Source organism: Pseudomonas sp. B21-009 (assembly GCF_024749345.1).
Classification (GTDB): domain Bacteria; phylum Pseudomonadota; class Gammaproteobacteria; order Pseudomonadales; family Pseudomonadaceae; genus Aquipseudomonas.
Window position 1 is genome coordinate 4,317,508 of record NZ_CP087199.1, and the last position, 13,525, is coordinate 4,331,032.

Genomic DNA, 13,525 nt, shown 5'->3' on the forward strand with positions numbered 1-13,525 from the left:
CACCCCTGCCCCTATAATTGAACCAATGAATGATGCTTTGGCTCCAATTTAGTGAAGCAGTGTGATTTGCTGTTTAAAAGGAGAATTACATGCCCTGGTATGCCTGGTTGATTCTGGTGCTCGCAATCGGCTCCATCGTCGGTGGCCTGATGTTGCTGCGCGATACCGCGAAAAAGCTGCCCTTGACCGAGGAGCAGCTCAAACGTGTGCATGAGCGCAATGCCGAGATGGATGCCAAGGATGCGCAGGATCGCTGAGCCTTCTGCACGGCCCGGCAACGCACGGCGTTACTTGTAGCGCGCCGCCGCCGAACTGCGCGAAAGATTCGGCCCCAGCGCATCCCGCGCCTTGATGTACGCCTGCCAATCCGCCGCTTGCGGCAATGAAGGAATGGTTACCAGCTCGTTCTGGTCCAGCCCGCTCAGTGCCGCGTCAACCATCTCCCCTACTTCCATCACCATCTGCGGGTCGATCTGGTTCACGTCAAGGCCTGAACGCTCGAAGATTTCCGTACGGGTCACCCCGGGCAGTACAGCCTGAACCTGTATCCCCTTGTCTTTCAACTCACCGCTCAGCGTCTGGGTCAGGCTCAGGACATAGGCCTTGCTCGCGCTATAGACGGCGTTGAACATTTCCGGCGCCAGGGCCACGACTGAAGCGATGTTGATGAGGGTCCCCCGGCCGGCGTTGGCGAACTGTGTCGCAGCAGCAGAGGCCAGGCGGGTGACAGCGACGATGTTGAGTGCGACCACTGCATCGATCTGTTGCGCGGTAACCTCCGCCAGGGTGCCATGCAGGGCGATGCCAGCATTGTTGACCACTACCGCAATGCGGTGGTCGTCACGCAGACGCTTCTCGACCCGGGCAAGGTCGGCGGCTTCGACAAGGTCCGCAGTCAGCACTTCGACACTTACGCCATGACGAGCCTGCAACTCATTCGCGAGCGCCTGCAGGCGTTGGCCGTCCCGTGCGACCAGAAGCAGGTCGTGCCCGCGTGCAGCCAGGCGCTCGGCGTAGACAGCACCGATTCCTGACGATGCACCGGTGACCAGTGCCGTAGTGGTTAATGAAGAATTCGACATGACAGTGATCTCCAAAGGCTCGACGAAAGAGAGGAACAAGTGCGCCAGATAAAAATATTATGATCATAATATTTTATCAACCCGAGCCGACCAAAGGCATCGCACAGCCAAGAAAAAGCCGGTCAATGACCGGCTCCTTCCCTGTGGGTGATCAATTGACCGTGAGCTTGTCCCGATTGCGATCCAGCAGTGCCTTGCCAATACCCTTGATTTCGAGCAGTTCATCCACCGAGGTGAAGGCGCCGTGCTCATCACGGTAGGCGACGATGGCTTCGGCTTTGGTTTTGCCAATGCCGGTCAGGGTGGTTTGCAGGGTTGTGGCATCGGCCTGGTTCAAGTCGAGCTTGGCAACCGGCAAAGTGACCATGGCGGCCGTCGGCTCGACTTGTGGTTGCGCCGCCATTGCCGAAAGCGAGACGGCAGTAAACAGTGGCAGAAAGAGGTACGACAGGACGGTGTTGCGCATGGGGAAACTCCTTGGCTATGAATTTGCAGAGCAGCATTTCCTTGGCTGCTACCGAAACCTAGACCGGCATGAGAGTCGGCGCAAATGTGTCCACAGCGGATTGTTTTACCAAACAAGTCTCAACAGTATTCGAGCGTAGCTGTAGCACAAACGCTTGTGCAAACGCGCCCCACTACAACAGATGTAGTAAACTCCCGCGCACTTTGTGAGGGGGAGTCAAATGCGTAGAAGGGAATTTATTGTTGGCCTGGGCGTGGTTGCCCTGGCAGGGATCGCCACGAAAGTTATTGTTTCGGGTTCGTCGAATGCACTTAAAACACCAACCGGCATGGACTGGCTGCCGTTTGACTTGCTGGCCCTGAATGCCGATGGAACCGTTACAGTAAGTAAAGACGCGGCCAAGATCATGGACAAGATTTCCATGCTGCCGTCGGCCGATGCCGAGTCGCTGGCAGCCGGCGCGCATGATCCTTTCCAGATCCGCATCGACAACGGCTCGGGTGCCAGTGCTCGCAGTTTCATTGGCGCCAGCAATCCAAACCAAGGCCCGTTTGACCTGAGCAAGCTGACCGTCATCCGCGCGCCGGGGCCTGAGCCCAAAGCGCTCGACTGGGCCCAGGGCGGCAAGTTTTACCGCGCGTTGATTCCGGCCGGCTCCGATCCACGGGCCGTTACTGTATCGAATGTGCTGGACGAATACTCCCGGCCAAAGCCGCTGCGCGAGTTCGCCGACCTGGAACAGGCTGGCGAGGAAGGCTGGTTCTTTGATCAGAAAGAACGCACGCTCTATGTCAGCAAAAAACTTGCAACTAACGTCGACGCACTCAAGGATATCCTCAGCATTGTGTATCGCCAGCCCGGCACTACCACAATGCGCGTACAAGGCGGTGAAGCCTATTTCGAAAACATACTGTTCCTCGGTGTCCTGCCATGGGTACTGAATGCCTCTGGCCTGGTGTCCAAGGCAGTCTTCAAGAACTGCGCATTCTGGTATTCCCCGGGTTCAGGTATCGCCAACGAAGGCGGCTATGTTGTTCTCGATGGCTGCGAAATCTATCGTAGCCGCGACCATGGTTTGGTCTCACGTAAAAGCGGTGATACCCAACCCAAGCACATCGTTATCAATACCAAGGTTAGGTACGCCGGCGATGTAGATACATACGGCTCCACGCGTAACAGCCAAAGCGGTTTATCGATGAATGATAGCGGGCTGGCCGTCATCATGGGCTGTGACATTCGCAAATCGTTTGGCCCTAATATCGTCGACAGCGGTGCCGGTGCCGGTAGCCAAGGCATCTCCTGGTGGTATGGCGTGCACTGCGAGGAAAGTCTGGGGACGCATCCGATGAACTTCGGAGCTCAAGGTGTACGCACCGTCTGGATGGAACATTGCAGTGAAGGCAACACCAAGGGGACGTCAGTGCGGGTTGCCGGTGAAGGCACGGTACTCCATCACGCCAATAATACAGTCGGCAAGTTTGTAAGCGATAAAGGCGGTCAAGTACTGCATTTCAGCGAAGTTTAAGTAGTTCGGTACATGCGTATAAAAAAGTCGCCAGCGGGCGACTTTTTTATACCAACAATATCGACAGTCACGTTGACTTCAGTCGTTCTTGGCGCAACGTTCAAGCCCTCTGCCCCGCTGGGTAACGGCAAGCAGTACCGCCAATGGCAGCCAGACAATAGTCCAGTAATCCCCTGGCCGCGTGTAGATCCTTTCTACGTCTGTAAGCATGACAATCAGCGCATAGCACAACGCTGGCAACGCCAGACATACCAATGGATCATGGCGCATTTTCCAGGCTTTTTTCATAACGCAGCCGAGTCCCGCCAATAAAAGCCCCACTGCAACCAACCCGCTGTCATACACCTGCTGTAGATAAAGGCTGTGGGCATGGGGTGAGACTGTCTTGCCGTCCGGCCAATGGTAAGCAAAGGGCGTACCGAGCCCATGGCCTGCGATCCATGAGCCTGACATGCTCGAGAAAAAATACTCCCAGATGGGGCTACGACCAGAAAGCCGGCGCGTCAGAAGCTCGTTTAGCAAGTGATCTTTCCAGATAAGAGCAGCCACCAGCCCGACAGCCAGGCCCACGCTAAACAGCCACCACCCTAGCCTTGAGCGCTGGAGGAGGATTGCCAACAAGCAACTTGCCGCCAGCGCAATCCACGCACCTCGTGCGTAGGTTAATAGCACATAGGCCGCAAGCACCATAAACACCAGCATCCAGACAACGGCCTTGCGTAGCGATGCCGTTCTATCAACAGCGAGGGCAAACGCCCAACTGGCGATGGCACCATGGAACATCCCGGCGGCCACAGGATAACGGTAATTGGCAAATTCACCGATCCCCAGTCGATCCAGCCGAAAAGCACGGTAGTGAAAGGAGCGATCAAGCCAGTAAAACTGAAAGTACAGGGTCGCCAAGGCACCGAGTGCAACCACGATCACTGCACCAGATAACACCCTGCGAAACACCTGAGGCGAACTATCGACAAGCATATGTACCGCGACCATGAACAACGCTATAAATAGGCCGCGCTTGGCTAACGCGAGGGCATCCACTTCACTGCCCGATGACCACAGTCCGGAAAGCGCCACCCAGACCAGGTAACTCGCCCACACCCAATAACACACACCTGGCAGCCGGGCCCTTCTGGTCGCGACAACGGCCACCAGGTAGATCAGGGCTGGCAACAGCAAGAAGAAATACACCTGACTGTTACGCGCGCTCCCTGAGGTCAACCATACCTTGCCACTGATCAGCACGAACAAGCCCAGTGCCAACACCCAGCCTGTCAGGTACCGCCAACGACTGTCATCATTCCAGTAGCTACCCATGGTCAACACTCACATCAAACCGCCTTCTAGAACGCATTTTTGTTGATGAACCCCTTGAACACGGTGCTGGCAATGATCTTCAGGTCCAGCCACAGCGACCAGTTATCGATGTACCAGAGATCATGCTCCACCCGCTTCTGCATCTTCTCGAGGGTGTCGGTTTCACCACGAAAACCGCTGACCTGAGCCCAACCGGTGATACCCGGCTTGACTTTGTGCCGCTGCATATAAGACTCGACCAGGTCCTTGTAATACTCGTTATGTACCAGTGCATGAGGACGTGGCCCGACCAGAGACATGCGCCCCTGAAGGACATTGAAGAACTGTGGCAGTTCGTCAAGGCTGGTGCGCCGCAAGAACGCGCCCACTTTGGTCACACGCATATCGTTGCGCGTCGCCTGGGTTACGTCCTTGTCATCGTGGACGACCATCGAACGGAACTTGTACACCTTGAAGCGCACCCCATTGATCCCAGTGCGGTACTGCTTGAACAACATCGGGCCAGGCGAGCTGAGCTTGACCACAATGCCGATGACGGCACATACCGGCAGGATCATCAGACTGATCAGGCCGCCGACCACCAGATCTTCCAGGCGCTTGACGATCTGCGCCGGCCCGTCGATCGGACTGCAGCTCAAGTCCAGCGAATACAGCCCGGCAATGTAGCTGACCCGATGATTGAGCAAGCGGATATCGCCCCACTCCGGAATGAAGCGTACTGCCACCGTGTGATGCCTCAAGGCGTACATTACCGCCTGAATACCGCCGCCCTCGCTAAGCGGCAAGCACAGCCAGACTTCATGAGCCCCATGCCTTTCAACTTGTTCGACCAGCTCGGCCAACCAGCTTTCGTCTGCCCGATAGTTGAAGGACGTCGCCACCTTGAAGCCAAACTCGTTCAACTTGCGTGTACGGTTCAAGCGCCGTGCCGTTTCGCCACCGGTGTCTACCAGCAAAACAGACTTCAGGTTCATCCCCGAAGATCGCAGCTGGCGCAAGACCAGATAAACGATCACGCGAAACGACAGGCTGAATACTGCGCCCAGAATCAAGGTCGAAGAAAACCATATCCGCGAGTAATTACCCGACACTTTCAAGAAGAATGACAGCGACAACAAGATTCCCGCAGCAAGACACCAGCACGCCAGAAGAATGCCCAGTTGTCGCCAGATGGATACGCCACGTTGCGATCCATAGCCGCCGCCAAAGGTGATACACAGGACAACAACCGCCGCGATCAGCAGTGTCGTGGTGTTGTAGCGGCCTGCCATGTCAAACGTTGCAAATCGATAATCGTGGGCAAGCAAGGAGGCCACAATAACAATCAACATATCCAGCAACGCTACAACGAACGGTACCGGATAGCGCTCTGAAAACGTGGGCTGATAACGATTGATCAGTTCCATACCCTACACATCCTCCCCCATTCCGGAGCCTGACGGCCTCTTGGCCGCGCCCCGGAAGTCCTATAAAAATGTTGCTTGTTATTGCCCTATGGCGCCTGGGTTCTTTGCCCATGATCGCCATCGATGCAGCCAACCCGAAGTTGACTGGCTGCTGGTCTGCTCCCGACAGCACCAGCTTTCATCACACGTTATTGATGGTGTCGCCAGCCAGCGAAAAACGTCTGGCACTTGTCATCGACAAAACGCTTGAACCTCTCTCGAAAAATCTCGGGAGCAAATTGTTCGGCATGCGCACGAATGCTTGCCGGATCAAAATCCCCAGCGCTTTCAAACTGGCTGATGGCGGCACGAATCGCAGCCTCGGTCTGCTCATAGAAAAACATCCCGGTTTTCCCCTCGACGACGGTTTCGAGGGCACCGCCCTTACCGAAGGCAATGACCGGCGTGCCGCAAGCCTGGGCTTCGACCGGGGTGATGCCAAAGTCCTCCTCGGCAGCGAACACAAATGCCCGACACCGCTGCATATGGTCACGCAGGACCTCGAAAGGCTGATACCCCAGCACCTGCACATTCGGTCCGGCAGCCTGCGTGACTTTATCGAACTGCGGCCCGTCGCCGATCACCACCAGTTTCTTGTCGGGCATGGCACTGAAGGCCCTGACAATCAGGTCCATTTTTTTATAGGGGACCATGCGCGAAGCGGTCAGGTAGAAGTCTTCCTTGTCAGGCGTGAAAGCAAAGTCCTGAACATCCACCCCCGGGTAGATGGTGGTCGCCTCACGTTTGTAGACCTTGCCGATGCGACGGCCGATGTAATTGCTGTTGGAGACGAAATGCTCGACGTTGTTGGCCGTGCGCGCGTCCCAGTTGCGAATTTTGAACAGCAGGTAACGGGCCAGCCAGCCCTTGAGCCCTTCACTCTTGTTGGACTCGATCAGGTACTGGTTCTGCAGGTCCCAGGCGTAGCGGATCGGTGAGTGGCAATAACAGATGTGCAACTGGTCAGGGCCGGTCATCACCCCTTTGGCCACCGCGTGGCTGCTGCTGATGATCAGGTCATAACCCGACAGGTCCAGTTGTTCAATCGCCAGTGGCATCAACGGCAAGTACAGTTGATAGCGCTTGCGGGCCTGTGGAAGACGCTGGATGAAGGTCGTCGTGGCAACTTTGCCACCGATCTTCTTACGCTCGGCGTCAGAAAAGAAATCCACCACAGAGAACAGATCTGCCTGAGGCCAGAGACTGATAATTTCAGCCAACACCTTCTCTGCACCCGCGAATGTCACCAGCCAATCATGAACAACCGCTACCCTGATATTCACTACATCACCATCGCAAATTTTCAAAAAATCAATGTATTGCCGCGACTGCCTGTTACACCGTGTCAGACGCTTTGAACAACGTTGAATAGAACACGCGGAGTATCAATCCCAGGAGCACCGCGGCAATCATTGCGTACTGCCCGATACCACTGACAAACAGATTGACGACCAGAAAGAACGGCAAGAACGAACAAAAAATCAGGTACATCGGCAACCAGGCCAGACGCCGATACCGCAGGGCCCTGGCGACCAGGCCGAGCACGGACGCAAAAACCACACAGGCCAACGCACCGCCCCAGATGCCAAAATCATATACCACAGGCCCGAAGAGTGTCGTGTAAACACCGGGGCGGATAACTCCAGCGCTTAACACATCCTCAATATCACCTTTGCCGAGAGCGGCCATGACAATCTTGGCGGGAATATAAAAACTGTGCAGCCCATAAGTACTTGCGCCATCAACCAATGAGGTGAGATAGAAAAACTCATATAACCCATGGGTGATGTACTGGGAAAAATGGGTCAGCGCATAGACCAGACCAGCGAGCCCCGAACTATCGTTTTGTCCGAGGTAGTCCACCACTTGCGCGCTGGCCGGAGCGAATCGCGCATACCCGGAAAGCTCCATTGATGCCACCGGATCCATGCCCATTTGCTGGGTCCGGATCCAGAAAACCATGCCACCCAACCAAATAAAGGCGATCGCCACCACTACCCCGAGAACCAGATTCCTGAGAGACAAGCGGACATATCCCGTCATCAATGCTGACATTAACGAAGTCGCCATAAATACCACCAAAATGCTTCGCGAGCCCTGAATCACCATGTCGAACACGGCGAATAATAGGCAGCAAAACAACATCGGAAAATGATACCAACGGCGAGCACCAGCCACGCGCATCATGCAGATAAAGATGGGCAAGAACAGAAAGAATGACGATAACACCCCACCTAACAAGGCAAGACTGCCTGAACCTCCAGAGGCAATCAGCTCACGGTTCTCCATGAAATCTGAACTTAGGTTTCCACCGGCCCGCATAAAGATCCGCTCAATAACACGCAACAGCAAGCCGATACTTCCGAGGCCATAGATAAGCCAGACCAGGCGGCTAATCGAACCTGCCTCGCATTCAAAAGTCAGTACCCGCGCCCGCATCTGCCCGCACGCAAAAAACAACGTCAGGAGAAACAGATACACATATGAGAGCAGGATAAAAAGCGACGATGGTCCTGCCTCGTACGAGTAATCAATAGGGGCACACAACCAGATCAACACACAGCACAAACCGCCCCACAGGAAAATCCGATAAGGCGGAAACACCGCGAGCCTTATGAACAATGGTGTCATCGCGACCCCACTTTTAATGCATTTCCTCGGGTGAAGGCGAACAGCCCCAATTTCATTACCCAGCGTAACTGCATTAACACGATCGATAAAAATCCGATAATCCAAGCGAGCGAAACCAGCCACTTGAAGTCAGTGACTCCGAGACAGACACCAATACCTGTGAATGCCAAAAAGGTAGTGCCTCCCATGGCCACACTAAGCGTTTGCAGGCCTGGGCGGGCTGCGCTTCCGAGGACACCCTCCAGACTTGCGCTAGCGGCCCAGAACACCATCACCAATGCCATAGTTGCGATCAGCCAGCGGTCCTCGAACAATGGCCAAGGCAATCCCAATTGCTCCCCGGGGATAAACACAAGCGCCATTGCAATTATCAACGCAGCGAGCCCAACCAGTGTCACACTGGCCATGATCGCCGCGCTTCTGTACTTCACCGCACCGCCGTAAACGCGCTTGAAAAATACAGTATTGATGAACTGGTGAACGACAATCGCGATGGATAGCCAACGGAACACGATCGAGAACGTAGCCACAGCGGTTTCGTCGTCGAGCAGTCCAAGCAAAATTCTTGGCCCCCCCATAAACGCGGCCATTAGGACGCCACCAATCAGAAACTTGTAACTCTGCAGGAGTGCACCTTTCATCGCCCGCACATTCAACGCATCGCGCTGAGGCCGTGGTGAAATCCAGAGCAGAACTCCCCCCATCACCCCACCGCACAGGGTCATGATCTTGACGTAAACATTCAGGAAGTCCATCCCCAGCCAGTGGGCTGCCAGGCCCACTAACAGGGTAAGGTACACTGTGCTTTCGAACAACGACGCCACAGCACCTTTGCCCAATGCTTTCATTCGGGCCGAAATAGCCAACTGCAACACTACAATGGCACTTTGCAGACCAATAACGGTGGCAAAAATTAGCCATTGCTGCGAAGCCAGATAAAACACTGAACAACTCACTACAATGACCACCGTGCTAGCCACAAGGACATAAGCGGTAGCGCTACTGAGGTGTTGCGTCAAGGATCCGCCCAAGGTCCCATACGCGATCACCCCGTGCATACCCAGCGCGAGCACAGGCCCGACTACCATCGAGACCGAAAGCCACCATTCGACAGCGCCGTACTCGCCTGTACTCAAGCTCCAGGCGGCAAAAAACGGCGCGAGCAAGACCGCTGATTTCGACAGCGCAAAAATGCTTGCCTGGGCAAACAGGTGCTTGGCATGTCTGAGCAAGACTAAATCCCCGGTTTCTTGTGATAGACCCGCTCTACCAGTCCTTTGACCTGCACTTTGGAATGGCGAGTCTGAGCTTGCTCATAGTCCAGGGCAATCCAGCGCAAAGGCTGTGCCACATACAGACCGGGTTTTGGCAAGGACTTGGAAACACAAGATGCAGCACCTACAGTCACTCCGTTGCTGATGCTGACCGCAGCATTAATCACCGACATCGAACCGATATACACGTTGTTACCGACCCGTACACTGCCATCCACGCGGAATCGATCAAGCCCTTCAGGCGCATGCATGTAGCCATGAGTCCAGATCTGACTGGCAGACCCCGCCAAAATCGAGTAATCGCCAAAGCGAACACTTCGCGTGCAGTCGACCGTATGCCGCGAGGTGATTTTCGAGTAGATCCCCAGCCTGAAAACAGCTCGCCCCCAGGTCACACCACGGCGTCCCCGGTACACTTTGTTGAAGTTTCCAAGAGCGGCATTGGCCAGCAGAAACACCCAGATGTCGCCTTTGACCTGATTAAAGTATTGGATGTATGAAGCCGGGCGCATCACCAGGCTTTTACAAACGATGTAATTACCATGGCCAATAGAAACGCGTTCACCAAGCACAATCGAATCAGCGCGAATCCAGGAAAATCCGATCCGGCAGCCTGATCCAATTTGCCAACCCAATGCGCGCAATATCAGGTTTTTCAGCCCACTGGCAGGTAAACACAGGCCCAATAGCGATGCACATACCTGTTTCATTCGCATCGCTCCGCCACTTGCAGCAAGTTACGCGCAATGGTCTGGACGTTGCTCGGATCAAGAACGCTTGGCAATGATGCAGGGTCAGAAACCAAACCGGTGAACGTCGAGGTGAACAATTTTTTGACCAAGTGCGTTCGGGCGGCGTCATCTGCAAGAGGGAATGCTCCAGACTCGACGTCTCTGATCACCTGCGAAATGCATTCAACGTTTTGCAGTTGAACATATCCAGGCTCACCAGAGAGAATGCCGGGACCGAATTGAACCAGTGGCTTGCGCGAAAGAACCGCTTCCACGGCAATGGTGCCGGTAACGGTGCAGATCATCGTTACGTGCTCAAGCAATTCCCCCATCGCCACTTCGTAAGGTACTGGAACAATGTTGTCCCTGCGCATGACTTGCTCAAGCAACGCGTCATCCAGTTCGTACTTGGTCTTGGGGTTCAACTTGACCAGCAGCTTCCAGTTATCCGGTATCGCCTGGGCCAAGGCGCCGATTAAATCAGCCTGATTGCGGAACGCCTGCCCCCACAAGTCCAGATTGGACTCCGGTTGCATCTGCATGGGGTAAAGCAGGTAGTGTTGTTCAGCTTGCAGATGGAATCGCCCGCTACTTATCTGGGCCCAACGAGCCAGGCGGGTTTTGACCGCCTTGTCCAATCGCCACTTTTTCAGCGGCGACGGCGTATTGAAGCGCTCCCCACTCAGGTAACTTTTTATCAGTGTCAGCCGATTGGGCCAGGATCCATGGATCGGAAACACTCGCCCTGGGTCCGAAGGCAACGAGGGACGCATGTAATCCGGGACTTTCTCCCGCTTGCGTATGGCTTCAGCAAGTGCAAAACAGTCTTCATCGGTCGGGCAATCCGTCGACACACCGATCGCCTCTTTGCTATCCCCTGCATAGATGCTGTAACGCCCGCCCGGATAGCCTGGCATGGACGGGTGGAAAAATGGTACCTGATGCTGCTTGCACCATTCTACCGCCAACAACTCATGAAAAAGCGTAGCCTCCCCAATGACCAAGTCGGGCTTGGCCTGATCCAGCGCCTGCCAGATGGCGGACTTGTAATAGTTGTAATGGGTTGGTTGGCCGCCAAAATAGTTGAGCAAACGATCCGACTTGCATGTACGGGTACAGACTTCATCGTTTGCTAATGGGGTGAGGTTGCTGCCCCGCGGGAACGCGATCACCGTGGCTTGGCCATGGATCGGGGTGAATAGCGGATTCTGCACAACCCAGCGGACAGTGTGTCCATCAGCAATAAACTGCTGCGCCAGCGCATCCCAGAAATAGGTTTTGTACCTATTCTCTACCATTAGAATGTTCATAGGTCAGCAGAAGCCTTTAAGCGCGATAGACTGCGCAGTGGGAAAACCCGTCCCACGATTTTTTTCAACTTGTTCCCAACCATTTCTATCTCCTTGGTCCACGGGTTTGAACCCAGCGTTGACTGCGTCAATCACAGGCCTTCTATATTTGCGAAGTCCACGGGGGTATTGGCCTCTACTGCCGCCTTCACGTATTTACCAACAACGTCATCGAAGTATTTCGGCGCAACACCACGCCCTGGACGGACGCTGCGGATCGCATCGGCGGTAACCACATCACCTGCGGCCAGTGACTTGACGAAGTAGAGCGAGCGACGGAACTGCACATTGCCCTGCTCGCTGGATTTGCGCGCGTAGTTGACGTCACCCAGTGCCGCCCACGCGGTTTTGCTGTCCTGACACAGCGCCTTGAGCTCCAGTGGCTCCAGCGAGAAACTGTCGTCCGGTCCTCCACCCTTGCGATCCAGGGTGAAATGCTTCTCGACGATCGAAGCGCCCAAGGTAACGGCGGCAATCGCAGTGGTGTTGTCCAGGGTGTGATCGGAAAGCCCGGTGACCAAACCAAAACGGCGAACCATGTCGGGAATGGTGCGCAAGTTGTATTCCGCAGCCGGCGCCGGATAGCCGCTGACACAATGAAGAATTGCCAGCTCCTTGCAGCCGCCCTCACGCGCGGCCTCGATCGCTTCGCTGATCTCTTCGGCATCGGCCATGCCGGTAGAAATGATCATGGGTTTGCCAGTGCCAGCCACATATTTGATCAATGGCAGGTCGATTGCCTCGAAGGAGGCAATCTTGTAAGCCGGGGCATTCAGGCTTTCCAGCAAGTCGACGGCAGTAAAGTCAAAGGGCGAACTGAAAATGGTGATACCCAGTTTGCGGGCATGCTCGAACAACGGCTGGTGCCACTCCCAGGGCATCTGCGCCTCCAGATAGAGGTCGTACAGGGTACGGCCATCCCACAGCCCCCCGTGAATGCGGAACTCTTCAGCATCGCTGTTCAGCGTGATGGTATCTGCGGTGTAGGTTTGCAGCTTGACCGCATCGGCGCCGGCTTTCTTCGCTTCCTCGATGATCCTCATTGCTGTTTCGAGCTTGCCATTATGGTTGGCAGACAGCTCGGCAATGATGTAAGGCGCATGCGCGGCACCAATTGCCCGCCCTGCAATGGATATCATCGGATTCATCATTGGCCTCGAATTAATTTATTCAGTTTTTCTTGCATGACATCACGGTGCATATCCCACTCACGGGACAGCAGCGCCAGCCTGTATACATCGACGTACGCGTCGTCCACACGGTGCTGCTCGCGAAAAATACCTTCCACCTGGAAGGCGAACTTCTGGTGAAGCTTGATGACGGCACTGTTGAATGCCAGCACCTCGCAATTGAGCTTGTTCAGCTGCAGCACGTTGAACGCATGCTCCAGCGCGAGAAACTCCATACGGCTGCCAGTGCCCTTGGCGGCATCCGGGGCGGCATAGAACGCCCAGCTGGCATTGGCGCTGTGGGTGTCGATGTCGGTGAAGCCGACAATCCCTGCAGCCCCCCCCTGCCACTCGTACATGAAGTACTGCTGGTCCTGGCGCTGCTGCAAGCGTTGCCACCATGCCAGGTGTTCCTGCTCGCTGATTACATGCCGGGTGTACATGTTGGCCCGCACGGCGGGTGCGTTTCGCCACTCAAGCATCAGGCCGACTTCGTCAGCCTCGATATTTCGCAGTTTTCCAAATGCCTGCACGTG

The 13,525-nt window shown here is 55.2% G+C and carries 13 protein-coding genes; 2 read left to right on the forward strand and 11 right to left on the reverse strand.

Features of this window, described 5'->3' with window-relative positions; genetic code table 11:
- Window positions 1-89 precede the first annotated feature (89 nt).
- Entirely contained in the window at window positions 90-257 is a 168-nt protein-coding gene (locus tag LOY34_RS19915) for a DUF2897 family protein (RefSeq protein ID WP_010224101.1), read from the forward strand.
- Between the two features lie 30 nt (window positions 258-287).
- Here LOY34_RS19915 and LOY34_RS19920 read toward each other — a convergent pair whose 3' ends face one another.
- Entirely contained in the window at window positions 288-1,082 is a 795-nt protein-coding gene (locus LOY34_RS19920; protein WP_093380462.1) for an SDR family oxidoreductase, read from the reverse strand.
- 151 nt (window positions 1,083-1,233) lie between these two features.
- Window positions 1,234-1,548, reverse strand: coding sequence for a helix-hairpin-helix domain-containing protein (locus LOY34_RS19925; RefSeq protein ID WP_045195325.1), 315 nt, complete (start codon window positions 1,546-1,548; stop codon window positions 1,234-1,236).
- A 220-nt stretch (window positions 1,549-1,768) separates the two neighbouring features.
- Here LOY34_RS19925 and LOY34_RS19930 point away from each other — a divergent pair, with 220 nt between their 5' ends.
- Window positions 1,769-3,073, forward strand: coding sequence for a right-handed parallel beta-helix repeat-containing protein (locus LOY34_RS19930; protein ID WP_195884788.1), 1,305 nt, complete (start codon window positions 1,769-1,771; stop codon window positions 3,071-3,073).
- A gap of 78 nt (window positions 3,074-3,151) precedes the next feature.
- Here the strand turns inward: LOY34_RS19930 and LOY34_RS19935 are convergent, their stop codons facing one another.
- From LOY34_RS19935 to pseH, 9 genes are all read right to left on the reverse strand, one after another.
- Window positions 3,152-4,390: an O-antigen ligase gene (locus LOY34_RS19935; RefSeq protein ID WP_143013267.1), complete on the reverse strand. Its 1,239-nt coding sequence runs from the start codon at window positions 4,388-4,390 to the stop codon at window positions 3,152-3,154.
- 26 nt (window positions 4,391-4,416) lie between these two features.
- Window positions 4,417-5,790, reverse strand: coding sequence for an undecaprenyl-phosphate glucose phosphotransferase (locus tag LOY34_RS19940; RefSeq protein WP_082075420.1), 1,374 nt, complete (start codon window positions 5,788-5,790; stop codon window positions 4,417-4,419).
- Window positions 5,791-5,984: 194 nt separating this feature from the next.
- Window positions 5,985-7,112, reverse strand: a complete 1,128-nt coding sequence (locus LOY34_RS19945; RefSeq protein WP_195886040.1) for a glycosyltransferase family 4 protein — start codon at window positions 7,110-7,112, stop codon at window positions 5,985-5,987.
- Between the two features lie 58 nt (window positions 7,113-7,170).
- Window positions 7,171-8,466, reverse strand: coding sequence for a hypothetical protein (locus tag LOY34_RS19950; RefSeq protein WP_195884789.1), 1,296 nt, complete (start codon window positions 8,464-8,466; stop codon window positions 7,171-7,173).
- On the reverse strand, window positions 8,463-9,698 hold the full coding sequence (locus tag LOY34_RS19955) for a hypothetical protein (RefSeq protein ID WP_195884790.1): 1,236 nt from the start codon (window positions 9,696-9,698) through the stop codon (window positions 8,463-8,465). The genes LOY34_RS19950 and LOY34_RS19955 overlap by 4 nt, the downstream gene beginning before the upstream one ends.
- A gap of 2 nt (window positions 9,699-9,700) precedes the next feature.
- Window positions 9,701-10,450 carry a hypothetical protein gene (locus LOY34_RS19960; RefSeq protein WP_143013266.1) on the reverse strand — a complete coding sequence of 250 codons (750 nt, stop codon included), beginning with the start codon at window positions 10,448-10,450 and terminating at the stop codon, window positions 9,701-9,703.
- Entirely contained in the window at window positions 10,447-11,781 is a 1,335-nt protein-coding gene (locus LOY34_RS19965) for a hypothetical protein (RefSeq protein ID WP_156160179.1), read from the reverse strand. The genes LOY34_RS19960 and LOY34_RS19965 overlap by 4 nt, the downstream gene beginning before the upstream one ends.
- A 131-nt stretch (window positions 11,782-11,912) precedes the next feature.
- On the reverse strand, window positions 11,913-12,971 hold the full coding sequence (pseI, locus tag LOY34_RS19970; RefSeq protein WP_052676496.1) for a pseudaminic acid synthase: 1,059 nt from the start codon (window positions 12,969-12,971) through the stop codon (window positions 11,913-11,915).
- A complete protein-coding gene (pseH, locus tag LOY34_RS19975) occupies window positions 12,968-13,522 on the reverse strand; it encodes a UDP-4-amino-4,6-dideoxy-N-acetyl-beta-L-altrosamine N-acetyltransferase (RefSeq protein ID WP_230090889.1) in 555 nt (184 codons plus the stop codon). Before pseH ends, pseI begins: the two co-directional genes overlap by 4 nt.
- Window positions 13,523-13,525: the final 3 nt, after the last annotated feature.

Bases quoted from the DNA above. Each gene is read 5' to 3' on its own strand.
- LOY34_RS19960 (WP_143013266.1), bottom strand. From the start codon at position 10,450: ATGAAACAGGTATGTGCATCGCTATTGGGCCTGTGTTTACCTGCCAGT.
- LOY34_RS19925 (WP_045195325.1), bottom strand. From the start codon at position 1,548: ATGCGCAACACCGTCCTGTCGTACCTCTTTCTGCCACTGTTTACTGCC.
- LOY34_RS19920 (WP_093380462.1), bottom strand. From the start codon at position 1,082: ATGTCGAATTCTTCATTAACCACTACGGCACTGGTCACCGGTGCATCG.
- LOY34_RS19950 (WP_195884789.1), bottom strand. From the start codon at position 8,466: ATGACACCATTGTTCATAAGGCTCGCGGTGTTTCCGCCTTATCGGATT.
- LOY34_RS19935 (WP_143013267.1), bottom strand. From the start codon at position 4,390: ATGGGTAGCTACTGGAATGATGACAGTCGTTGGCGGTACCTGACAGGC.
- LOY34_RS19930 (WP_195884788.1), top strand. From the start codon at position 1,769: ATGCGTAGAAGGGAATTTATTGTTGGCCTGGGCGTGGTTGCCCTGGCA.
- pseI (WP_052676496.1), bottom strand. From the start codon at position 12,971: ATGATGAATCCGATGATATCCATTGCAGGGCGGGCAATTGGTGCCGCG.
- LOY34_RS19965 (WP_156160179.1), bottom strand. From the start codon at position 11,781: ATGAACATTCTAATGGTAGAGAATAGGTACAAAACCTATTTCTGGGAT.
- LOY34_RS19915 (WP_010224101.1), top strand. From the start codon at position 90: ATGCCCTGGTATGCCTGGTTGATTCTGGTGCTCGCAATCGGCTCCATC.